This is a genomic window from Candidatus Delongbacteria bacterium (assembly GCA_020634015.1).
GTDB lineage: Bacteria > CAIWAD01 > CAIWAD01 > CAIWAD01 > CAIWAD01 > JACKCN01.
Genome location: JACKCN010000001.1, coordinates 206134 through 228507 on the forward strand (window position 1 = coordinate 206134; position 22374 = coordinate 228507).

The window sequence follows — 22374 nt, forward strand, 5'->3', positions numbered from 1 at the left end:
TCTCCTGAGCAATGTGATGGAATCGTGACATCCCGGGCCAGTTCATCGGGAACCGCAGGACGACCAGGACAGTCTGGAGAAAAGGTCCGGCACCCGCAAGCCGCTTCCCGGACCGGAAGCGTCGGGGCGAGCCGGGGCCCGAATCGCCAGCAAGGAGACCGACATGCGCACACACACGACCCTGCTGGGTTGCCTGGCTCTGATGCTCTGGGCGGCCCCCGGGCAGGCAGCAGGCAGCCGCAGCGAGAAGGAACACACAATGAGCACGCCAGGAACGGAAAGCATTTTCTTCGGAGCCGGTTGTTTCTGGTGCACCGAAGCGGCCTTCGCGCTGGTGCCGGGCGTGAGCGCGGTCACCGTGGGGTACCAGGGCGGCAGCACTCCGGACCCCAGCTACCATCAGGTCTGCTCAGGCAGCTCGGGGCATGCCGAGGTCGCGCGCGTTGACTACGACCCCTCCGGGACCAACCTGGACCAGCTGTTCGACGTGTTCTGGACGGTGCACGATCCCACCACCCTCAACCGCCAGGGCGCCGATGTGGGCACCCAGTACCGCTCGGTGATCTTCTGTTCCACGGACGAGCAGCTCAGCGCGGCCAAGGCTTCGCGCGAGCGCAAGCAGCAGGAACTGGCGGATCCGATCGTGACCGAGATCCTGCGCGCGCCGGTTTTCCATCCTGCGGAGGCCGATCATCAGGACTATTTCCTCAACAACCCGGATGCAGGGTACTGCCGCATGGTGATCGCACCCAAAGTCAAGAAGGTCCAGAAGCTGCTGGATCATTGACCAGGGCGCCCAAGTCCGGGGCAGCGGTTGGCGGTGATTCCAATGGCACTCCCCCGGAATGGGGCGCAGGTGGCTTCCTTCCCTTGCGTGTCCGATCTTCCGTCCCCTGTTCGCAAGCTTCGAGCGGACAGGGGATTCTCTTTCAGTCCCATGGTATCCTCCGCGTGACCGCACCTGGCACGACGGAACAGGAAAGGTCTTCCCGTGCCTCCTCTGATCACGGTTCGCGGACTGCAAAAGTCCTTCGGCAGCCAGACTCTGTTCAGCGAACTGGGATTTTCCGTGCAGGACGGGGAGCGGCTGGGCATTCTGGGTGCCAATGGCAGCGGAAAGTCCACCTTGCTGAAGATTCTGGCCGGCCAGGAGACCGCCAACGCGGGCGAGATCCAGCGGATGAAGGGCCTGCGCACCGGCTGGTTGCCCCAGGAAGAGGAACTGCCCGCCGAGCCCAGCGTCTCGGCCTGGCTGCTGCAGGCGCTTGCGGGTGAGGCTCTGGACCCTCACGAAGCCCAGGTCCGGGTGGAGATCATGCTGGGGCGGGCCGGATTCAGCGACCCGGAGCAGCCGGTGGGCCAACTCTCGGGCGGCTGGCGCAAGCGCCTGGCCATCGCCCGGGCCCTGCTGGGCGAACCGCGCCTGCTGCTGCTGGACGAGCCCACCAACCATCTCGATCTGGGCGGCATCCAGTGGCTCGAGGAACTGCTGCCCACCCTGGGCATCACTCTGGTGCTGGTCTGCCACGATCGCTGGTTCATGGAACGGGTCTGCACCCGGGTGGGCGAATTGAGTGTGCGCTACCCCGATGGCTTCTTCTCCTGTGCGGGGGGCTGGGCGGCCTTCCAGCAGCAGAAAGCACGCTTTCTGGAAGCCCAGCTCAGCCGTCAGGCTGGCATGGAAACCCGCCTGCGCCGCGAGCTGGACTGGTTGGCCCGTGGCCCCAAGGCCCGCGCCACCAAGGCCCAGTACCGGATTGACGCCGCCAACAAGCTGGAAGAGGATGTGCGCAGCGGACGGCAGCGCACGGCGGACAACAGTGCCGCAGGTCTGGCATTCACGGCCAGCGGCCGCCAGAGCCGTCAGTTGCTGGTACTGGAAGGATTGGGAAAGTCACTGGGCGGCCGGCTGCTGTTCCAGGATCTGTCGCTGCGTCTTGGGCCCGGAGACCGGCTGGGCCTGCTGGGCGACAACGGCTCGGGCAAGACCACCCTGCTGCGCATCATCTGTGATACCGAAACACCGGATACGGGCACACTGCGTCGGGCCGACAAACTGCGAATCGTGCTCTTCGAACAGGACCGCAGCCGGCTGGACAAGACGGCCACGCTCAAGGAGGCGCTCTGTCCCACGGGTGATCAGGTCACCTTCAGGGGAGTGCCCGTGCATGTCAACGCCTGGGCCGAGCGTTTCCTCTTCCGCAAGGAACAGCTGGCCATGCCCGTCTCACAGCTCTCGGGTGGCGAACAGGCCCGCGTGCTGCTGACCCGGCTGATGCTCGAGGAAGCCGACCTGCTGATCCTGGACGAACCCACCAACGACCTGGACCTGGATACGCGCAATCTGCTCGAGGACAGCCTTGCCGAATTCCCCGGTGCGGTGATCCTGGTCAGCCACGACCGCGCCCTGCTGGACTCCGTGTGTACCTCACTGCTGGTGCTGGATGGGCGTGGTGCGGCTCACCAACTGGCCGACCTGGCCCAGTGGCAGCGCACCCAGCGCCGCCTGCTGGCCGAGGAAGAGGCCGCACGGACCGTGCGCCAGCCCCGCAAGCCGGCTCCCGCCAACCCGGTACCGGCAGCCCCCAGACTGAGCTGGAAGCAGGAACAGGAACTGAAGGCGCTGGAAGAAAAACTGGAAGAGCTGGAACACAGCCTGGAAGGTCTCACGCAGGAACTGGATCTGCCCGAACTGCAGCAGGACCCGGAGCGGCTGCGTGCACATTGCCAGACGCTGCAGGACGAGCAGGATCGCTACGACGAGACTTTTCTGCGCTGGGGCGAACTCGAAGAACTGCGACTGGCGGCCCAGGCGGCGCGCCAGAGCGGCACTCGGGGCAGCCCGTCCTGACCTTCCCCCGCACCGCCCGCGAGATACGGCGGACTGACACACAATCCGACCGCTGTCCCACATCCCCGACTACAGCTCACCCTGCCAGTGACTGATCCTCCACAGGTACAGGCTGGCCACGCTGCGCCAGGGACTCCAGACAAGCGCCCGCTCGATGGCCTGGGCGGGCGTGATGCTTTCCAGCCCGTCCACGCGGCAGATTCCGGCCCGCAGCGCCAGGTCGCCTCCACTGAACACATCGGGCCGCCCCAGCGAGAACAGCAGAAACATCTCGGCACTCCAGCGCCCGATGCCCGTGACACGTGTCAGCGCCTCGATGATCTCTTCCTCGGGTCTGTGGACAAAGCGGTAGTTGCGCAGGTGCCCGCTGTCGAAGGCCTGGGCCAGGCTGCGCAGGTAGCCTCGTTTCTGGCGGCTGATTCCGGCGGACTGGAGGCTGGCGTCGTCGAGACGCAGAAAATCACCGGGCCGGGGATGGCCGGGGCGCGCGCAGAGTGCGAAACAGCGCGCGATCATGGTGGCGGCTGCCCGGTTGGAAACCTGCTGGGCGATGATCGCACGGCAGAGACTGCGGAATGCGGGGCGAGCGGGCCTGAGTTCCAGTGGCCCGATGCGCCCGAACCAGGGAGCCAGCGCCGGGTCCACGCGCTTCAGGTGGGCCAGGGCTTCTGCAGGCAGGAAGCCATTCAATGATGAGGGCACGGTGCGTCCTTTCGCTTGAAGCCCCAAGGTGGGAAACCGGCTGGGTGAGCCACCACGGGAAGTAGGCAACCGCGAACTTTGACCGCTCACGCCAATTTCCACCGATTGAGGGCAATTCAACCAGGCCTTGCACCAGCTCCCAGTACGAGCGAATCCTCCCGGATCGCACCCAATTGCATGTTCTGAAACATCTTGCGAAGCCTCCCGGGAATGGCACGGTTCTGGCCATTCCTCAGGCATCAGACGAAAGGGAACTCGATGCAAAAGATGTTCAGAATAGGTGAAGCCCTGCTCTGGTTGGGGCTTCTGGCGGGATTCACCGGGTGCAACGATGGCGCACCCGCGGGCCACGAGGAAGGGCGGGTCTTCCAGACCGGCGAGGTGCAGCTGGTTCAGCCGGACCTGCTGGTGCAGAAAGCGGCATTGACCGATGGCGGCAGCAGCCTGAGCAATCTGCTCAGCCCGGATTACTTCGACTTCACCGTCAGGCCCGATCGGATCACGGACTACGATCACGGCTACTTCAGCTGGTACTCCCAACCGGGCACGGTGGCGTCGCGCACCAACATTGCCGGTACCTGGATGGGGCCGCGCGGTTTCTACGGGTATGACATGTCGCCCCACGGCCTGAATTTTGGCCAGGCGGTGGACTTGGGCATCGATGTGACTCCCGTGGTGATCCTGGGCCTGGCGGACGTTGACAACCTGGTGATGCTGCTGGACAACGAGGATGGCACCTACACGGAAATTCCGGCCACGGTCGAGACCATGGGCCTGGAAGCACTTGGAACACTGCGCTACCAGCTGAAAGGCACGGTCTGGCACTTTTCCAAGTATGTCATCGGCATTGGCCCTCCTCCGGGGGGAAGTGGGGACAACTGATCCGATGAGTGCCGGCCAACGCATGGGCCGGACCAAGGGGAGAAAGGCTGCCTGGCAACGGGCGGCCTTTTTTGCTCACCGGGGCATCTGCCCCACTGCCGGTGGTGGATTTGCCCACAGGTTACATGAGTGGAATCAGGCAAGTGCTTGAAAAACAAATGAAAACCACTTGTGCCATGATTGGCACGATAACTGCGTGATCCTTCTCGGTGCCGGGCATTCCGGCCCACGGATCCCAAGGAGGTCAAGATGCTCAAACTCCCCCCGAAGCTGGCAGCGATCAGCGTTCTGGCGCTTCTGCTGATTGGCTGCAGCAGCGAACAGACGAATTTCAGCGAAGAATCCGCCGTCACCCTCGATGACGCCCAGATCACTCTGGTGCAACTCGAAGGGCTCACGACAAAGGGACATGCGATCGATGGTGGACGCCGCAATGGGCATGGCGGGCACTCGGGCGAGGAAGACGATGCCCCGGAAACCGACGGCATCCAGGTCGACGATCCCGACCATTTCGACCTGCTGCATCCCGACAATTTCAGCTTCACGCTGGCTGCGGATCAGCCCACCAGCGTGCGGCACAATTACTTCGGTTTCCGGGCACCCGCGGGTGCTGTCTCACGGGACAGAGATCTGCTCTCCCGTTGGTTGGGGCCCAGTGGGTACTACGGCTTCGAGATGCAGCCCCATGGGCTGAACTTCGAGCAACCGGTGGATCTGCTGATCGACGTGACGCCACTGATCGAGTGCCATTTTCCGCTGGAGCGGCTGATCGTGCTGCTGGACAATGAAAACGGGACCTGGACGGTCATCGCCAGTCAGCCGGAAGAGGATCCCCGCGAGGACCAGAGCACCAGAATCATGTTGCGCGCGACTCTGCAGCATTTCTCCAAGTACTGCATCGGCATCGGCCCCCCACCGGGAGGGTCCGGAGACCACTAGACGCCCCGCAGTCTTTCGCGCACGCCGACAGGCCGCCCCTCCCCGGGGGCGGCCTGTTTCATTTTTTACATCGTTCAGCTTTGTGAACTGACCCCATTGTCACCCACCAACTGACATTCGTCAACTGAATGTGACCCCTGGAACCACACCTTGTCGCCCGGGTCCTGAAAGTGCCAATTGGCACCAAATGACTTGCAAGTGCCACCGAATTCTTTGAGCTTTCGGGTCGCTGTCCAAACGGAAGCCAGGCTTCCTCCCCCCAATTCAGTCATCAAAGCAGAACGGAAAGGCAACCATGAAACACTTTGCACAACTCCTTGCGCTGGGAATGGGCCTTGCCTTGCTGAGCGGATGCTCCCAGGAAAAGACCTCGGCCCCCGGAGACGAATCCAACCCGATCAGTGCCTCCGCGATCCGTCTGGTCGACACCAGCCTGCTCACCGTGAAGGCGGCCCGCACCGACGATGGTCAGGGATATACCGACGAATTCAGCCACAATTTCGTCGTTGATGATGGCCAGGGCGTCGGATTCGAAGACGGATTCCTGGACTTCAGCGCCAATGGCGACGCGGTCAGCAATGACGTGGCCATCGAGGCTCAGTGGATGGGCTCCGGTGGGTTCTACGGCTATGACTTCGGTCCCGATGGCTTGCAGTTCGACAATGGCGTGGAGCTGGGCTACGAGGTGGGCGGCATTCTTGCCAGTGGCCTGCTGAACGAGGGCGAAACCCTGGTCCTCTACTGGGATCTTGAAAACGGAAGTTTCGTCGAAATTCCGTCCGAACTGGTGATCGAGAACGGCAAGGCTGAACTGAAGGCCACCATTCACCACTTCACCAAGTATGTGATCGGCATCGGCCCCCCGCCCGGAGGCGGCACCGACGACTGATCATGCATGACCGAATGCAAACGGAACGGGGCGCCAGTGGCGCCCCGTTTTGATTTCATGGTGTGCGGTCCGGCAGGCGGGCGCCATCATCAATCATTGAATTCCGGCTCACGTCCGAAACCCAGCGGGAACCGGATCGTGAAACTGGTTCCCTGCCCCTGGATGCTGTCCAGTTTCATCTCCGCTTCGTGTTTCTCGACCACCATGCGCACCAGCGTCAGCCCCAGACCGCTGCCACGGCCGCTGACCTTGGTGGTGAAATATGGGTCCCAGATACGCTTGAGCTGGTCGGCCGCAATGCCGCAGCCCGTATCGGACACGGTCAGCACCACGGTCTGGCCCGAGTGACGAGTCTGGATCCGGATGCTGCCTTCGCCCTTGTCTTCCACCGCGTGTGCGGCATTGATCAGCAGGTTCATCAGCAGTTGCTGGATGTAATCGCGGTCGCCCAGCTGCTGCGGCAGGTTCTCGTCCAGATCCAGATCGATCTGGAAACGTGATCCGGGCGGCAGACTGCCGCCCTGCTCGTCAAAGAGGCCGCAGTAGAAGTTCTTGATGCGCCCGCCGGTCTCCTTCAGCAGCTGCAGCACCTGCTCGACTTCGTGATTCATGTCCAGCAGCTGGCGGTTCATGCTCAGGGGCCGCGAAAGTGTGGTCAGGTTGCTCGCGATGCGCGAGATGCGGTCGGCCATCTCGTTGATGATGCGCAGGTCCGGCGTGATCTGCGAGTACAGTTCCTCGTTGGCGATGATCCGGGCCTCCAGCAGCCCCAGCCGACCTTTCACCGGAGTCAGCGCGTTCTTGATCTCATGGGCGATCGAGCCGGCCATGCGCGAGAGCATGTCGCTCTTTTCCTTCTCCAGCAGTTGCTGTTCCATGCGCTTCTGCAGGGTCACTTCGGAGATCACCAGACCCTGGCGGCCCTTGCGACGTTCCGAAGACGGCAGGGGAAAGGGGAAAAGGCGGAAGGTGCGGCCCTGGCGTTCGAAATCGAAGCCCCCGCCGCCGGCCTCCTCGTGAAAACCGATCCGGTCCATCACGCGCCGTTCCACCTGGAAGGCACTGCCTGTCCACTCGAGGTAGGGATTCTGTTGCAGCAGTTCGTCGGTGAGACGATTGCTGAAATGCACACGGCCACTGTCATCCACCACCAGCAGCATCACGGGCACCGAATCGACGATGCTCTGGTGATAGGCCTGCAGATCACGGACTTCCTGATAGCGACGGCGCTCTTCACGGCGCAGGGAAATGTGGGTCAGAATGATCGAGCCCAGCTCGCAGAACACTTCCAGCAGCACCAGCATCGTGTCGGTGAACACGGAAATCCGGCTCTGGTTGTGTACGTAGATCACACCCACGATCCGGTCCTGCAGGCGCAGGGGCACACAGAGACTGCTTTTGAGGTTGAGCTTGATCACCGAGCTGCGCGTGGAGAGCGCCTCGTTGTTCTGGATGTCTTCGTTGCGCGCGGAAATGCCGGTCTGCAGCACCTGGCGTACGATCGAGGTACTCACCAGCTTTTCCGCATGCTCGCAGGATTTGCCCTCGCGGTCGAGAGCGTGGGGATAGGTCCAGTGTCCATCCTCGTCCTCGAGCACCAGCGCGCCGAACTCCGCGTCCACCAGTTCGATGGCCGAGCTGAGCAGGCGCGAGAACACCAGATCGGGATCATCGGCCTGATTGATCTGGTGCGTCAGCTCGAGAATGCGTTGCAGGTTGCCTTCGCCCACCCGGCGCTCACGGTTTTCCATGCGCCGGGATTCTTCTTCAAGATTTTCAAGGCTTTCAAAGGCGTCAAAGAAGTCTTCCATCAGCGGTGGCTTCCCCGGATCAAATGTTGGCATGTCTGTGCGGACCGCGCCAGCGACTCCATGACGGGCGAGGAACGGTAGCGCTCCTGCCCTTTCATCAACTTGCTATCGGTCAATTTCCTGAGGACTTTCACGGCCTTGCCAAGTGCTTCTCCGGCCTGTGCCAGCCTGCTGGATCGCAATTTCGCCTGCCCGATCAGCACACCCAGCATCACCCGTTGGAAAGGGCTGAATCGCCCCGATTCCTGGACCTGCTCAAATTCTTCTTCCAGCCAGGGAGGGCGGCTCTGCTCCTCCAGTCCAAAGCACAGATTGAGCAGCAGCCGATCGCGCAGTGCCCAGTTGGTGGCCGGAAGTTCCCGGGCCCGGTCGAGAAATGCGTTCCGGCTGGAGTCATTTTCCAATCCCTGCTCGAGGCAGTCAAGCAGGCGCAACTCGGCGGCACCCGCGCCTTCGCGACAGTCCGCGCAGACCTCGGGCTCGGGCACACGCCCCATGCTGGCCGCAACCAGTCCCCATTCGCGCAGGACATCGTGCTGCCCGTACTGGCGGCAGCGCAGCAGAAACTCCTCCTCGGTGCCGGGATCGGGCAACAGGCCCAGATCCGCATCCATCAGCAGACGCTGCAGCTGGGCCTCGTTGCGCGCGGACGGACGATCCTGGAGGCGGCTCTGCTCCTCCAGCCGTTCGAGCTGATCCAGGGCCGGGTCGAGGTGGGCCAGCCGATAATTCACGTCCGCAGCCGCATAGAGTACGGGAAGAAGCGAAGGCCGATCGTCGGTCAGCAAACAGAGTGACTCGGCGTCCCGGAGGTGGTCCTGAGCTTCCTCGAGCCGCTCACCCAGGAAGGCGATGTGGGCCTGGTTGACCAGGACCTGGGTCAGTACGGTTTCCAGGTGCAGGGAGCGGGCCTCGCTGGCCGCGATCGCCAGTTCGTGCTCCGCTTCGTCCAGGCCCTCCCGGCGGGCGTGCAACAGGGCCAGGTTCATGCGCACGCGGACCCGTTCGCCGGGGTCGGTGTCGCGGCTGGCGTTGCCCAGCAATTCCTGCCAGAGTCCGGCGGCTCGCTCCTCGTCGCCCAGACCGAAAGCCAGCGCCGCCAACAGATTGGCCTGATAACTGAGCTGGCGCCCCCAGGGCGGATCGAAATGGGTCAGCAGTCGGCTCCCCTCCTCCAGCAGCCCGCGAGCCTGCTCGATGCGTCCCAGCTGCCAGAGCGCAAGCGCCAGTTGTGACACGGCCTTCAATCGCTCACCCGGTTGATCCGGGCGGCTCAGGTCGAGGGCAAGGGCGAAGGCACGGCGCGCCAGACGGCTGCGGCCCTGACTCAGATACAGGTGCCCAAGCTGGGACAAGGCCTGCAGTCGATCGCTGCGGCTCAGATCCGGCAGGCCAAAACAGAGCCGCAGCACCTGGTGGGCGCGTTCGCCTTTGCCCTGCTCCTGAAGGGCCTGCACCAACAGACTGTAAAGGGCCAACTGGCGGTCTGCGGGCGCCATCTCAAGCGCACGCTCGAGGACCCGGATCCGGGCTTCGGGGTATCCCTGGCCCGAGGAGCTTTCGGCCAGTTTCAGCAACACGTCCCGCTCCACGGCCTGATTGCCGCAGGCCGCAAGATGTTCCAGCAGCAGTTCCGTGGGCGCATCGGTGCGGGCAATCAGCCAACCGAAGATCCGGCGGTGGGCGGCTTCCCGGTCCGGGGAGTCGATCCGGGCCCAGAGTGCCGGAACCGGGGCCAGCACACCGTCGCCACGGTCGCGCACCAGAGCCTCCGCTTCCAACCGGGCCAGGTCGGGCGAGGCGTCCAGTGCGGCCTGCCGCTGGAACCAGAGCGCCTGTCCCGCCAGCGAACTCCAGACGCCCAGTTCGGTCAGCAGCTGCAGACGTGAAGGTCCAAGGCTTTCGGGGTCCCTGAACAGCTCCCCTTCTGGCTGGAGCAGCGACTCGCCCAGGATCAGTCGTCCGTCCTGCCAGTGGATCCGCTGGCGCGCCAGATTGAGACGCAGCAGGTCCAGTGCGGGCAGCAGGATGCCCGCGGCCCGGTCATCCAGCTGGGTCAGCAGGTGCGTGTCCAGTTCAAGTCCGGGCAGGATCACGGCCAGCTGCTGGCGGAAACTCCCGGGAGCGGGCAGCGGCATCAGCAGCCGGAATCCATGGTCTTCAACAGGCAGTTCGGGTGCCAGCCCGACCCGCACCCGCACAAGGGGCAGGCCGCGTTCCTGGCACAGCCGCAGCATCTGCAGATCCCAGGCAGGCACCAGCGCGTCGGGGGCCAGCGCTCCGGTTTCCAGCACCAGTCCGTTGAGTGGGTGGCCCAGATACACGGGCAGGAAGTCGAGCAGTGCGTTCAGCAGCAAGCGCAGGTCGGCACTGGCTGTGGGCAGTTTGCGGCCCGACTGCAGGCGTGAGTGCAACCAGGGGTGTCCGGCCAGCCCGGGGTGCCGCAACAGGTGCCGACGCGCCCAGTCCAGCGGCGTCTCCTGCCCCAGGTTCATGTGCAGCTGCCGGTGGCCGGCCAGCGCCTGGCCATGCAGGAGCCACTCCAGCCAGATCGAATGATCGCCCGTGCTGGGCCCGTGGATGGCACCGCTGCGCCCCTGCTCGATGCAGGACTGCAGTTCCAGACACCAGGCGGGAACCTGGCTGGGAGCGGGGCGGCGAGGAACCAGTTCGGGACCCAGACAGTCCGGCTGCTGTTCCAGAAGAGCGTGCAGCACCTGGAGTGCCGAAGGGCGCCGTTCGGGATCAAGCTGCAGACAGGACTCGCAGAGGGGCATCAGCGGATGCTCGCGCCCGGCGCCGGGATCCAGTCGCTGGCCCTGCAGAATGGCCCGGATGCAGGCATCGGGATCGTCGGGGAAGGGAGCGTGGCCGCAGATCAGGCTCCAGCCCAGCACGCCCAGCGACCAGACGTCGCCCCCGGGATGCAGGCGGCCTTCCGAGAGGCGTTCGGGGGCCATGGTGGCGATGGTACCGGCGCGGTCCGCGCCGCCATCGTCGATCGCACGGGCCAGTCCCAGATCCAGCAGCGAGGCACGGTCGTGATCCAGCAGCACGTTGCCCGGGCTGATGTCGCCGTGAAGATGGGCCAGACTGGCCAGCTCGACCAGCCCCTGGGCCAGCTGGGCCAGCAGGCGCGCCAACGCCAGCGGATCCAGCGAGCTGGTCAGGGTTTCCAGGGTCGCCCCCTGACGACGCTCCATCACGATCAGCTCGACACCGCCGCTGGAATCCAGGTGGAAATCGAGCAGCTCGGGAAACACGGGAGCACTCAGGCGGCGCAGCAGATTCACTTCCCCGCGGAAGAGCTGGGCCATCTCCGGGTCGCGCGCCAGCTTGAGCACCACGGGGCGCCCGCTGTAACGGTCCACGGCGGCCAGAACACGCGCCGTGGTGCCTTCACCCAGCGGCTGGAGCTGTTCGAAGCGGCCTTCCGGATCGATCCGGCCCATGTCATCAAACACGTTCAGTTGAGGCCATCCACATCGAGAATCAGGATCGAGAGGTTGTCGGGGGCATCGCGACGATGGGCTTCGGCCAGCAGGGCATCGGCCAGCAGATCACTGCCCGCGGTGGAAAGCACCATGCCCATCAGATCACGGCGCAGGATTCCTGCGTTCCAGAACCCGTCACTGCACATCAGCAGGCGGTCACCGGGCTGCAGATGAAACCGACGGCGATCCAGTTCCAGTCCGGGAATGCCCACCGCACGGGTCAGCATGTGCTTGTGGGGATGGGAGACCGCTTCCTTTTCGGGCAGGCCCAGCTCATCGACGACGGTGTGATCCCGGCTGAGCTGGATGATGCGCCCGTCGCGCAGCAGATAGGCGCGCGAGTCTCCCACGTGCAGCAGCAGGGCCGACGTTCCGTGCAGGATCAACCCGGTCAGCGTGGTGCCCACCCGTGTGGTGCCCGTGCTGGTCTGCAGGGCCGCCAGGCAGGTCTCCAGCCGGCTGGCCAGGCGCACAGGATCGGGCCATGCGCCGTTCTCTTCGGCGATGCTGGCCAGGAACTCCCGTCCGGCCGCGCGCGACGCCAGCTCGCCATGCTCGAAACCACCCATGCCATCGCAGACCACGAAGGCCGAGCACTCCCGGTCCAGAAACCAGCCGCACCAGTCTTCGTTCTGGTCGCGCTGGAGACCCGGATCGAGGCGCCAGGTGATGCCGTCGCAGGGCTGTCGGTGCTGGCTGTCATCATGATCGAGGCTGGGTGGAACGGAACCGTGCATGCGGGAACCTCGAATTGGTCTGCGAATGACTCACAACCCGGGCAGTCCGGGAATACCTGTGGTTATCGGATTGTCAATGGGGCGTCTCGTTTGCGCGGGCCTGCCCACTCATGGGAGTGGTGTCAACCGGGTGAGGCCCATGTCCTGGGCACGTGGCAGTGCCAGGGACTCGATCCACTGCCCCGTGACCACCTGTCTGAACCCCAGCAGGCGGCACCAGAGGGCGATGTTGCGTCCGGGCAGGGCCTCGCGCGCACCGTAGCGCAGATCACCCAGCACAGGATGCCCGATCGCGGCCAGCTGGGCCCGGATCTGGTGGGGCCGACCGGTTTCCAGTTCCACGTCCAGCTCGCTGCGCTCCGGGTCGTTGGCCAATACTCGCAGGCTCAGGCGGGCCGGAAGCCAGCCTTCCCCGGCGGCGCCGGCCGTCTCACGAACCTGGCTGCGATTCCTGGCCGTGTCCTTGCGCAACCAGTGTTCCAGTCTGAGCTCCAGGCCCGGTTCAAGTACACCCTGCACGCCCACCCGGTAGACCTTGCGCACGCTGCGCTCGCGGAACTGGGCGCTGAGCCGGCTGGCGCCCTTGGAGGTGCGCGCCACCACCATCACGCCTCCGGCGGGTCGGTCCAGACGATGGACCAGCCCCAGATAGACTCCCCCGGGTTTGGCGTGACGCACACCGATGAAGGCCCGCAGCTCGTCAAGCAGGTTGCTGTCTCCCGTGTCGTCGGACTGGCTCAACCGATTGAAGGGCTTGAGCACCACCAGGCAATGGTTGTCTTCGTACAACAGGACCGGCTGATCCGCCTCAGAGCGCATCGCGTCCTCGGTAGCGCACACAGACACCACAGGGCAGCACGCGCCCAGCGGGACCGCCCGTCTCGCGCAGCTGCAGTTCGTGGCAGCTGAGCGCATCGGCGGGCAGGATCTCCTCCACCAGATTGCGGATGACCGTGGCGGAATAGCCCATGGAGTACGCATTGAAGACCAGGGCCAGCGGGTTGTCGCTCAGCACGGCCCGTACACGCTGGAGCAGCAGCGGCACATCCTCCTCGAAGCGGAAGACCTTGCCGGCCTTGTCACGCCCGAAGGCCGGGGGATCGAGGATCACCGCATCGTAGCGACGTCCCCGCCGCTGTTCGCGCTCGAGGAAACGGATGCAATCGTCCGTGATCCAGCGGATGGGTGCCTGCTCAAGCCCGGAAAGCGTCTGGTTGTGCCGGGCCCATTCCACCGCATCGGGGGAAGCATCCACGTGGCACACCCGGGCACCGGCCGCGGCCGCCACCAGGCTGGCCACACCGGTATAGCCGAAGAGGTTCAGCACCTCGGGTGGCGAGCCATCGCGGGCGATGCGTGCGCGCAGGCAGGCATCGAGAAAGCGCCAGTTGGGTTCCTGCTCGGGAAACAGGCCCGTGTGCTTGAATGGGGTCAGGCGCAGTCGCAGGCGCAGGTCGTGCAACTGGATCTCCCACTCGGGAGTCTGGCCCCGTCGATCCCAGTGACTGCTGCCGAAGCGCTGGGTGGGGTCGAAGCGGCAGTGCGCGGCCTGCCAGCGCCCTGGCTTGAGACGCCTGCTCCAGAGGGCGTTGGGGTCGGGACGTTCGAGCACGCGTGCGCCAAAGCGTTCCAGCCGGAAACCGGCCCCGCTGTCCAGCAGCTCATAACCCGGCAGGCGGGCTTCCTCGAAGTGGATCACGGTCTCTCCTTGGGACAGGACTGGCGGGGGTGGCCAGCACACGCACAGAGTCCTTGTGCCCTGCGCTCGCAACCGGACATCAACGACACCCTTCGGGGGCAAGGACCCCGGGAGGGGGCAACTGAACCGGAAGCAGGATGACACCCCGGAGCCGGCAGGTTCTGTCCGGCGGGGCGCAGCCACGGAGCGGCGTGTCACGATTGGCTGGATCACGCGCGCGCCCAAGGTAGGAAATTCAGGATGGGAGTGCCGCCGGTCAGGTACCGGTCAGCGCATGCCCACAGGCGGGACCGGGCTCCAGGGGACTCAGGTTCCCAGCATGCGCTCCAGTTCGCCCACCAGTTCGGAACGCCGGATCGGTTTGCTCAGATAACCGTCCATGCCGGCCTGAAGACAGCGTTCCCGGTCGCCACTCATGGCATTGGCGGTCAGCGCGATGATGGGCAGATCGGCTCCCCAGCGCCCACTGCGGATCCTGCGGGTGGCCTCCAGCCCGTCCATTTCGGGCATCAGCAGATCCATCAGCACCAGGTCGAACTCGCCCTCTTCCAGCATGTCCAGCGCCACCTGGCCATTCCCGGCCATCTGGACCACATAGCCCAGCTTTTCCAGCAGCCAACGCGCCACGACCTGGTTGACTTCGTTGTCTTCGGCCACCAGGATGCGCTGGCGCTGTGTGTTCCGTTCTTCCACCAGAGGCGCCTGCAGTGTCAGGGGCAGTGGGGGGCGTGCGTCCAGCAGGGCAGCCAGCAGTGAGCGCCGTTCCACGGGTTGGGTCACCCGGGTGATTCCGCCACGCAGGCCCATTCCCGTGGAGGAACCGGGCACATGCAGGCAGACCATGGCTGGGGGATTGGCCAGATCGCGCAGTGCGTGTTCCAGATCCTCTGCCCGGTCCTTGATCAGCAGACCATCCACCAGCAGGTAGTCGAAGGGCGGGTTGGCCCTGGCCAGCAGGTCGACCGTGTCCTCCGGGCGCGAGGTGACGGTCAGCTCCATCTTCCATTCCTGCAACAGCTCTTCCAGATGCAGGCGACTGGTCTGGTTGCGATACAGCAGCAGGGTGTGCTTGCCCGCCAGCCGATTGGCGCGCTCGGCTTCGAGCTTGCGCGTGGTCTGCAGCTGAATCGCCACATGGAACACACTGCCCTGCCCGGGCTCGCTGTCCACCCAGATCTCGCCTCCCATCTGGGCCGCGAGCTGACTGGAAATGCTCAACCCCAGACCCGTGCCACCAAAACGCCGGGTGGTGGAGCCATCGGCCTGGGTGAAGCTGCGGAAAATCCGATCGGTCTGTTCCGGTGTCATCCCGATCCCGTTGTCACGCACGGACACATAAAGCCAGTAATCGTGTTCCGGCAGGGTGTCGGGCAAGGGATGACGTGAGTCGCGGATCGGCTGGGGCAGGCGTTCCCGCTCGGGAGCTCCGTTGACCTGAAGTCGGATCTCGCCCCGCTCGGTGAACTTGATCGCGTTGCCACAGAGGTTGATCAGGATCTGACCGATGCGCAGCGAGTCGCCGATGAGCTCTTCAGGCACCGTGGCTCCCACATGACTGTGCAGGCCAAGCCCCTTGCTGGTGGCCCTGAATTCCAGTGGCCCGAGGATGTCCTTCAACTGAACACGCAGCGAGAAGGGAGAGGCATCCAGTTCCAGCTTGCCGGCTTCCATCTTCGAGAAGTCGAGGATGTCATTGATGATGCGCAACAGGGACTCGGCCGACTGATGCACGGTCATCAGGAATTCGCGCTGGTCGGGCTTCAGCTCGGTCTCGAGGGCCAGGTCGGTCATGCCCATGATGCCGTTCATCGGGGTGCGGATCTCGTGGCTCATGGTGGCCAGAAACTGGGACTTGGTCACGCTGGCTTCCTCGGCCTCCTTGCGCGCGCGTTCCAGTTCTTCTCCGCGCAGCTGCAACTGCAGGTTGTCCATCCGGGCATTCCAGTAATCCCGGTGGAGCAGCAGGGTCTGGTGCGCCAGGTAGGCCATCAGAAGGCCATTGAGCACGGCGGCCAGCAAAGCTCCCGCGTCCCCTTGCACTCCCAGCCAGATCGATGAGAAGGTGATGGGCAGCACCAGCAGGGAGATCAGGCTGAACATCAGCATCAGGTTGGGCGTGTAGGAGAACAGCATGCCCAGCACGACACCCACATTGGCGGTGAGGAACAGGATCATGCCGGGCTGGAAACCGCCCTGGATGGCCTCGGTGCACATGCCCAGCGACCAGGCGGCCGCCGTGACCTGCGAGGCGATCACGAAATGGTTCCATCTGCGAGGTTCAAGTTGGCCACGCCCAAGCCGGCGCAGCTGCACGATCCGCATCAGGGCAAGCAAGCCCAGCAGCAGCAGCAGGCCCAGCTGGAAGATCGGCGGGGAATAGAGCGGGACCATGAGCTGGATCGCCGCATAGATCAGCGGATAGAACAGCAGGCCCGACTTCGCGCGTTTGGCGATGTGGGCCATCGCCCCGGCGTTCAGCTGCTCGAGATGGTCGGGGTTGAGCTCATCCGCGCGCCTGAGCAGGCGGTACTGACTGAGCTTCAGATGGGTTATGCTCATCGCTTGTGACTTCCTGGACGCTGCTCGGCTGCTGTCGCAGGCAGAATCGGCAGGACCCGGGGCCGGATTCACTGGCCGACCCGGCAGCGAAAGGGAGCCAGCAGCCGCGTCAATACCCCCGCCCATGAATTCCCCACGGGCCACAAATGTTCAATGCCCCATTCGGAGCTTGACAAGCGAGAGTGTGCGTCGGAATCCAGGTGTGGCGATGGGCACGGATGGAACAGCTCCAGCCCGGGTCTCCCCCATGGCCAGAATTCCATCCTTCCGAATCCACCAACCAGCCACGGTTTCGAAACACACCACAAAAAGTGGTGCGCCGCAGGCCGCACCCCCACCCCCGTGATCAACGCGACACAAGCCCCCCGATCGCCCACGCCCGAGCGCGCATCGCGCGCCACACATCACGCCCCGGAGGGCCTTTCTTTTGGCCCCACCTTTTCTTTGGGCCCCAGTCCAAAGAAAAGGTGGGATTTGCCCTGACCGTGCATTCCCCACGAGCTACATATGTTCGATGCCCCTTTCGGGGCTTGCCGGGCAAGAGTTTGCGTAGGAATCCAAGCGTGAGGATGGGCACGGTAGGATCAGCTCCAGCTCGGGTCGTATCCATGGTCAGGATTCCATCATGTCGGACATCCACGCCCGCCCGTGGATTCCCCACGGGCTACATATGTTCGATGCCCCTTTCGGGGCTTGCCGGGCGAGAGTGTGAGTCGGAATCCAAGTGTGGCGATGGGCACAGTTGGATCAGCTCCAGCCCGGGTCGTATCCATGGTCAGGATTCCATCATGTCGGACATCCACGCCCGCCCGTGGATTCCCCACGGGCTACATATGTTCGATGCCCCTTTCGGGGCTTGCCGGGCGAGAGTGTGAGTCGGAATCCAAGTGTGGCGATGGGCACAGTTGGATCAGCTCCAGCCCGGGTCGTATCCATGGTCAGGATTCCATCATGTCGGACATCCACGCCCGCCCGTGGATTCCCCACGGGCTACATATGTTCGATGCCCCTTTCGGGGCTTGCCGGGCGAGAGTGTGAGTCGGAATCCAAGCATGAGGATGGGCACGGATCCATATCCTCCAACCCGGGTCTTGTCCATGGCCAGAATTCCATCCGTCCGAATCCACAACCAGCCACGGTTTCGAAACACACCACAAAAAGTGGTGCGCCGCAGGCCGCACCCCCACCCCCGTGATCAACGCGACACAAGCCCCCGATCACCCACGCCCAAGCGCGCATCGCGCGCCACACACCCCGCCCCGGAGGGCCTTTCTTTTGGCCCCACCTTTTCTTTGGGCCCCAGTCCACTAGTGTCTCATAGATAATTGCTGATAAAAAGAGGGTCTTCCCGCGTGTGTTGTGTTATCTTATGTCGCCTAAAAACAAAGACTAACAACACAGGAAGACCCATGCGCCAAAGTAGCGTACTCGGACAACTCCTCAAGCTGACTCCACGTCGGGAATTCGAAATTCTTGCAGAACAACATCATGTTGGCCAGCCTTTTCGCAAGACGACGCGCTGGAATCAATTCGTGGTCTTACTTACAGCTCAACTTGCCGGGCATTCCAGCTTGCGGGAAATCGATCATAGCGGCAAAGCATTGCAGCCGCATCTCCTGCGATTGGGATGCAAGCCTCTGAACAGGTCTACACTTGGGAGGCTGAATTCTCGGCAGTCGCCAGACCTGTATCGTGATCTGTTCCAGCGGCTTCTGTCCCGTTGTCAGGAATTCGCCGGACAACGAAAACTGCCAGTGAACCGGAAGCTGATCTCGTTGGACTCCACCCTCATCCACCTTTGTCTGAAGCTGTTTCCGTGGGCTGATTGCAGTGCCTACAAAGCAGGGGTCAAAGTCCACGTCGGTCTTGATCATGCCAGTTGGCTCCCGGAAATCGTCTGCATCACGGAAGGTCGCCGGCATGATCACCAGGTTCTCCCGCAGGTCAAACTCATACCTGGAACGGTGTACATTTTTGACAGAGGGTACTGTGACTATGCCTGGTTCGACCGATTGACGAAAGCCAACTGCCCGTTTGTCACTCGTGCAAAGTTCAACATGCGGTACGAAGCTGTGAAGGATCGCCCACTGGTTCCTGGGTCCGGTGTGCTGGCCGATCAGAACATCCACTTGACCGGTGTTCAAGGCAAAAAACACACACGACAGCTCCGAAGGATCCACTACTTCGATCCGGGAACGCAAAAGGATCTTGTATTCATTACAAACAACCTCAAGTGGTCTGCTGCCACAATCGCAGCCATCTACAAAGAGCGCTGGCAGATCGAGTTGTTTTTCAAGTGGATCAAGCAGCGCGCCAAAATCAAGCGATTTGTCGGCAACAGCATGAATGCGGTCATGACACAGATCTGGATAGCTCTGATTGCCTACCTGATTACTGCATTCGTAAAGTTGAGTCGGCATCTGGACCATTCATTGACCCAGATTTTCCGTCTCATCCGGGCAACGCTTTTCGATCACCGTGACCTGTGGGGTGTTGTGATCCATGCCACTATCCCGCCGCAAGCATCTTCCGATCTCCAACTTGAGCTAAAGCTGGCATGATGTGGGACACTAGTGGGCCCCAGTCCAAAGAAAAGGTGGGAATTGCCCTGACCGTGCATTCCCCACGGGCTACATATGTACAATGCCCCATCCGGGGCTTGTCGGGCGAGAGTGTGCGTCGAAATCCAGGTGTGAAGATGTTGACGGATCCATTTCCTCCAGCCCTGATCTCCCCCATGGCCAGAATTCAATCTTTCCCAATCCACCAACCAGCCACGGTTTCGAAACACACCACAAAAAGTGGTGCGCCGCAGGCCGCACCCCCACCCCCGTGATCAACGCGACACAAGCCCCCGATCACCCACGCCCAAGCGCGCATCGCGCGCCACATACCCCGCCCCGGAGGGCCTTTCTTTTGGCCCCACCTTTTCTTTGGGCCCCAGTCCAAAGAAAAGGTGGGAATTGCCCCGCCCACCCAAGTGGTGGCACAAAAAAGCCGGAGCCCCCACATCGGAGACCCCGGCGATCATATAGAGACAATCCAGACCCCGGCTCACGAACCGAGGAAGTTGCAGGGCTATTTGTGTAGCGGCCGCCCCAGCGCATCAAGGTGGGCTTCCCAGAGCACTTCCGACAAGCTGGGATGAGCGTGCACCATGCGCGCCACTTCTTCGAGGGTGGTTTCCAGATTCAGCAGACTGACCGCCTGCGCGATCATGTCGGTGGCATTGGGGGCCACGATGTGCACGCCCACGATTTCACCCAGCCGTTCGTCGGCCAGCACCTTGATGAATCCTTCGGCGGCTCCCCCGGCCAGGGCACGGCCATTGGCCGAGAGCGGGAACTCGCCCTTGCGGTAGGGCACGTTGCGCTCCTGGAGCTGCTCTTCGCTCAGGCCCACGCTGGCGATTTCCGGGTCGGTGTAGATGTTCAGCGGGATTCGCGAGAAGTCAACCGGCTGGCCCTTGCCGGCCATGTGTTCCACGGCGGCAATGCCCATGGTCATGGCGGCCTGGGCCAGTTCCTGGCCCGTCACGTCGCCCGCGGCGTAGACCGAGGGTATCGAGGTGCGGCAATGCTCGTCCACCTTCAGGGCCTTGCCCGTGGTGGCCGGATTCAGCCCCGCGGGGATCACGGGAAGTCGGTCGGCACAGTTCAGAACCCGTTCGACGGCCAGCTCCTTCTCGCCCACCCGGACTCCGGTGGCGCAGGGCAGCAGTCGGGTGACACCCGTGTGCACAGGCACTTTCAGGCGTTTAAGCCTTTGCATGAGCCAGGCACGCAGCGCGCCATCGAGGCCGGGCAGCAGGGTGTCACCGGGCAGGGCCACTTCCACGTGGCTGCCCAGGGATTTCAGCAGGAGGGTGATTTCCAGGGCCACGATGTTGCCGCCGTAGACCAGGGCCGACGCCGGACGGTCGCCTTCGCCGAAGAACTGCTTCATGTCCTGGACGATCGAGGACGAGATTTCGCCGAAGGGCGCGGGGTCCGGGCGTGATCCGGTGGCCAGCAGCAGGTGATCACACTGGACCTCCAGTTCCCCCACGCGCACGCGGTGGGCGTCGAGCAGTTCGGCATCGCCCTTGAGCACATCCACGCCGTTCTTCTTCATCAGGAAGCTGACGCCCTTGACCAGCTTGGTGACGATGCCATCCTTGCGGGCCAGCGCCTTGCTCCAGTTGAAGCTCAGCGCCGCCGGATCGACCCCGTCGATGCCCCAGGCGGCCGCCTTGTGCAGGCGCTCGTAGAGCCGTGCGCTTTCGATCATGCTCTTGGAGGGAATGCAGCCCCAGTTGAGACACATCCCGCCCATGTGTTCGCGTTCGACGATCGCGGTCTTCAGGCCAAGCTGTCCGGCACGGATGGCCGCCACGTACCCGCCGGGGCCGGCTCCGATGATCAGGCACTGGTACTTCTGCATTCGGGCTCCAGACTTGGTTGACGCAGCGAAGGGGCCGACGCTCAGAGCAGCATCGAGACGGGATTGGCCAGCAGGGCCATCAAGTCCCGCAGGAAGCGGGCGGCGTCGCCGCCATCGACGATGCGGTGATCCACGCTCAGCGAGAGCGGCAGTACCTTGCCCGGCACACAGGCTCCGTCGCGCACCACGGGCGTGTCCAGAATACGGCCGATGCCCAGAATGGCCACCTCGGGGTAGTTGATGATCGGGCAGCCGTGGATCCCGGCGATCGCGCCATAGTTGGTGACGGTGAAGGTGCCGTCGCGCAGTTCGTCCAGGGTCAGCTTGCGCTCGCGCGAACGCTGGGCGAAGCTGTCGATCTGCAGGGCCAGCTCGCGGATCGAGAGCTGGTGCGCGTTGCGGATCACGGGCACCACCAGCCCATCGGCCGTGTCCACGGCCAGTCCCAGATTGACGAAGTGGTGATGGATCACCCGGTTGCCCGCCAGGTCCAGGCGCGCGTTGAGGGTGGGATTGGCCATCAGGGCCAGGGCCGTGGCGCGAAAGATGAAGGGCATGTACGAGAGCTTGATGCCCTCGGCGGCCAGCCCCTCCTTCTGCTCGGCACGCAGGGCCACCAGGCGCGAGATCTCCACTTCCTCGAAGGTGGTGGCGTGGGGCGCGGTGAACTTGGACTGGCTCATGCGGGCGGCAATGGTCTTGCGGATCTGGCTCAGGGGATGTTCGGTGACCGCCGGACCGCTGTCCGCCGCACGCAAGGCACCCGGACTGGCGGCGGCAACGGGAGCCGCTGCCGGCACGGTCCTGCCCGAAGGCGAGTCCGCGGCACGCTGGATGTCGGTCTTGAGAATGCGGCCGTCGGGGCCACTGCCCGCCAGACCGGGCAAGGTCACGCCGAGTTCGCGGGCCAGCACGCGGGCCGCGGGGGTGGCGCGCACGCGAGTCGGCTCGGGGCTGCCGGTCGCGGCGCGGCCCTCGGTGCCCGCGGGCATCACGTCACCCGTGTTGTCCACCTCAATGGTGCCCACCACGCCAAAGCTCTCCTCGCCCGCCGATTCCTTGGCCGCGGGGGCAGGAGCCGCCGCTGGCTGTTCAGCCACGGGAGCCGCACTCTCGCCCTCGAGCTGAAGCACGACCAGTTCGTCTTCCACGTTGATAACCTGGTCCACCTCGCCGATCAGTTTCAGCACGGTGCCATTGCGCGGAATGGGAATGTCGGCCACCACCTTGTCGGTCTCGACCTTGACCACCAGATCGCCCTCCTTGACGGTCTGGCCAACCTTGACGTACCACTCCAGAATCTTGCCTTCGGCAATGCCTTCGCCGATGTCGGGAAAGTGGAAGATGTAGGGCATGGATCTCATCCTTGCTGGGCACTCCCCGGGGAGC

At 63.7% G+C, this 22374-nt stretch carries 15 protein-coding genes; 6 read left to right on the forward strand and 9 right to left on the reverse strand.

Annotated elements, in window-relative coordinates; all coding sequences use genetic code 11:
- Positions 1-259: 259 nt before the first annotated feature.
- Both msrA and H6678_00955 read left to right on the forward strand, forming a co-directional pair.
- The gene (gene msrA, locus H6678_00950; GenBank protein MCB9472359.1) at positions 260-787 is read left to right on the forward strand and encodes a peptide-methionine (S)-S-oxide reductase MsrA; all 528 of its coding nucleotides are present in this window, start codon (positions 260-262) and stop codon (positions 785-787) included.
- Between the two features lie 204 nt (positions 788-991).
- On the forward strand, positions 992-2851 hold the full coding sequence (locus H6678_00955; protein MCB9472360.1) for an ABC-F family ATP-binding cassette domain-containing protein: 1860 nt from the start codon (positions 992-994) through the stop codon (positions 2849-2851).
- Between the two features lie 69 nt (positions 2852-2920).
- Here H6678_00955 and H6678_00960 read toward each other — a convergent pair whose 3' ends face one another.
- On the reverse strand, positions 2921-3553 hold the full coding sequence (locus tag H6678_00960; GenBank protein ID MCB9472361.1) for a DNA-3-methyladenine glycosylase 2 family protein: 633 nt from the start codon (positions 3551-3553) through the stop codon (positions 2921-2923).
- 267 nt (positions 3554-3820) lie between these two features.
- Here H6678_00960 and H6678_00965 point away from each other — a divergent pair, with 267 nt between their 5' ends.
- The 3 genes from H6678_00965 to H6678_00975 all read left to right on the forward strand — a co-directional run bounded on the left by H6678_00965 (position 3821) and on the right by H6678_00975 (position 6263).
- Positions 3821-4435: a hypothetical protein gene (locus tag H6678_00965; protein ID MCB9472362.1), complete on the forward strand. Its 615-nt coding sequence runs from the start codon at positions 3821-3823 to the stop codon at positions 4433-4435.
- A gap of 249 nt (positions 4436-4684) precedes the next feature.
- The gene (locus tag H6678_00970; GenBank protein ID MCB9472363.1) at positions 4685-5374 is read left to right on the forward strand and encodes a hypothetical protein; all 690 of its coding nucleotides are present in this window, start codon (positions 4685-4687) and stop codon (positions 5372-5374) included.
- Positions 5375-5669: 295 nt separating this feature from the next.
- Positions 5670-6263, forward strand: coding sequence for a hypothetical protein (locus H6678_00975; protein MCB9472364.1), 594 nt, complete (start codon positions 5670-5672; stop codon positions 6261-6263).
- An 89-nt stretch (positions 6264-6352) separates the two neighbouring features.
- Here the strand turns inward: H6678_00975 and H6678_00980 are convergent, their stop codons facing one another.
- From H6678_00980 to H6678_01005, 6 genes are all read right to left on the reverse strand, one after another.
- On the reverse strand, positions 6353-8074 hold the full coding sequence (locus H6678_00980; protein MCB9472365.1) for a GAF domain-containing protein: 1722 nt from the start codon (positions 8072-8074) through the stop codon (positions 6353-6355).
- Positions 8074-11538: a protein kinase gene (locus H6678_00985; protein MCB9472366.1), complete on the reverse strand. Its 3465-nt coding sequence runs from the start codon at positions 11536-11538 to the stop codon at positions 8074-8076. Before H6678_00985 ends, H6678_00980 begins: the two co-directional genes overlap by 1 nt.
- A gap of 2 nt (positions 11539-11540) precedes the next feature.
- Positions 11541-12305 carry a serine/threonine-protein phosphatase gene (locus H6678_00990; protein MCB9472367.1) on the reverse strand — a complete coding sequence of 255 codons (765 nt, stop codon included), beginning with the start codon at positions 12303-12305 and terminating at the stop codon, positions 11541-11543.
- Between the two features lie 108 nt (positions 12306-12413).
- Positions 12414-13124: an RNA pseudouridine synthase gene (locus H6678_00995; protein ID MCB9472368.1), complete on the reverse strand. Its 711-nt coding sequence runs from the start codon at positions 13122-13124 to the stop codon at positions 12414-12416.
- Positions 13114-14004, reverse strand: a complete 891-nt coding sequence (locus H6678_01000; protein ID MCB9472369.1) for a class I SAM-dependent methyltransferase — start codon at positions 14002-14004, stop codon at positions 13114-13116. The genes H6678_00995 and H6678_01000 overlap by 11 nt, the downstream gene beginning before the upstream one ends.
- Positions 14005-14310: 306 nt before the next feature.
- Positions 14311-16563: a response regulator gene (locus H6678_01005; protein ID MCB9472370.1), complete on the reverse strand. Its 2253-nt coding sequence runs from the start codon at positions 16561-16563 to the stop codon at positions 14311-14313.
- Between the two features lie 1409 nt (positions 16564-17972).
- Between H6678_01005 and H6678_01010 the strand changes: the two genes are divergently transcribed.
- Positions 17973-19124 (forward strand): IS4 family transposase, encoded by a 1152-nt coding sequence (locus tag H6678_01010; GenBank protein ID MCB9472371.1) that lies wholly within the window; start codon positions 17973-17975, stop codon positions 19122-19124.
- A gap of 517 nt (positions 19125-19641) precedes the next feature.
- Here H6678_01010 and lpdA read toward each other — a convergent pair.
- Positions 19642-20985: a dihydrolipoyl dehydrogenase gene (gene lpdA, locus H6678_01015; GenBank protein MCB9472372.1), complete on the reverse strand. Its 1344-nt coding sequence runs from the start codon at positions 20983-20985 to the stop codon at positions 19642-19644.
- A 41-nt stretch (positions 20986-21026) separates the two neighbouring features.
- Positions 21027-22340 carry a 2-oxo acid dehydrogenase subunit E2 gene (locus tag H6678_01020; GenBank protein MCB9472373.1) on the reverse strand — a complete coding sequence of 438 codons (1314 nt, stop codon included), beginning with the start codon at positions 22338-22340 and terminating at the stop codon, positions 21027-21029.
- Positions 22341-22374 lie beyond the last annotated feature (34 nt).

Bases quoted from the DNA above. Each gene is read 5' to 3' on its own strand.
- H6678_00980 (MCB9472365.1), bottom strand. From the start codon at position 8,074: ATGGAAGACTTCTTTGACGCCTTTGAAAGCCTTGAAAATCTTGAAGAA.
- H6678_00990 (MCB9472367.1), bottom strand. From the start codon at position 12,305: ATGCACGGTTCCGTTCCACCCAGCCTCGATCATGATGACAGCCAGCAC.
- H6678_00965 (MCB9472362.1), top strand. From the start codon at position 3,821: ATGTTCAGAATAGGTGAAGCCCTGCTCTGGTTGGGGCTTCTGGCGGGA.
- H6678_01020 (MCB9472373.1), bottom strand. From the start codon at position 22,340: ATGCCCTACATCTTCCACTTTCCCGACATCGGCGAAGGCATTGCCGAA.
- lpdA (MCB9472372.1), bottom strand. From the start codon at position 20,985: ATGCAGAAGTACCAGTGCCTGATCATCGGAGCCGGCCCCGGCGGGTAC.
- msrA (MCB9472359.1), top strand. From the start codon at position 260: ATGAGCACGCCAGGAACGGAAAGCATTTTCTTCGGAGCCGGTTGTTTC.
- H6678_00970 (MCB9472363.1), top strand. From the start codon at position 4,685: ATGCTCAAACTCCCCCCGAAGCTGGCAGCGATCAGCGTTCTGGCGCTT.
- H6678_00995 (MCB9472368.1), bottom strand. From the start codon at position 13,124: ATGCGCTCTGAGGCGGATCAGCCGGTCCTGTTGTACGAAGACAACCAT.
- H6678_00975 (MCB9472364.1), top strand. From the start codon at position 5,670: ATGAAACACTTTGCACAACTCCTTGCGCTGGGAATGGGCCTTGCCTTG.
- H6678_01005 (MCB9472370.1), bottom strand. From the start codon at position 16,563: ATGAGCATAACCCATCTGAAGCTCAGTCAGTACCGCCTGCTCAGGCGC.
- H6678_01010 (MCB9472371.1), top strand. From the start codon at position 17,973: ATGCGCCAAAGTAGCGTACTCGGACAACTCCTCAAGCTGACTCCACGT.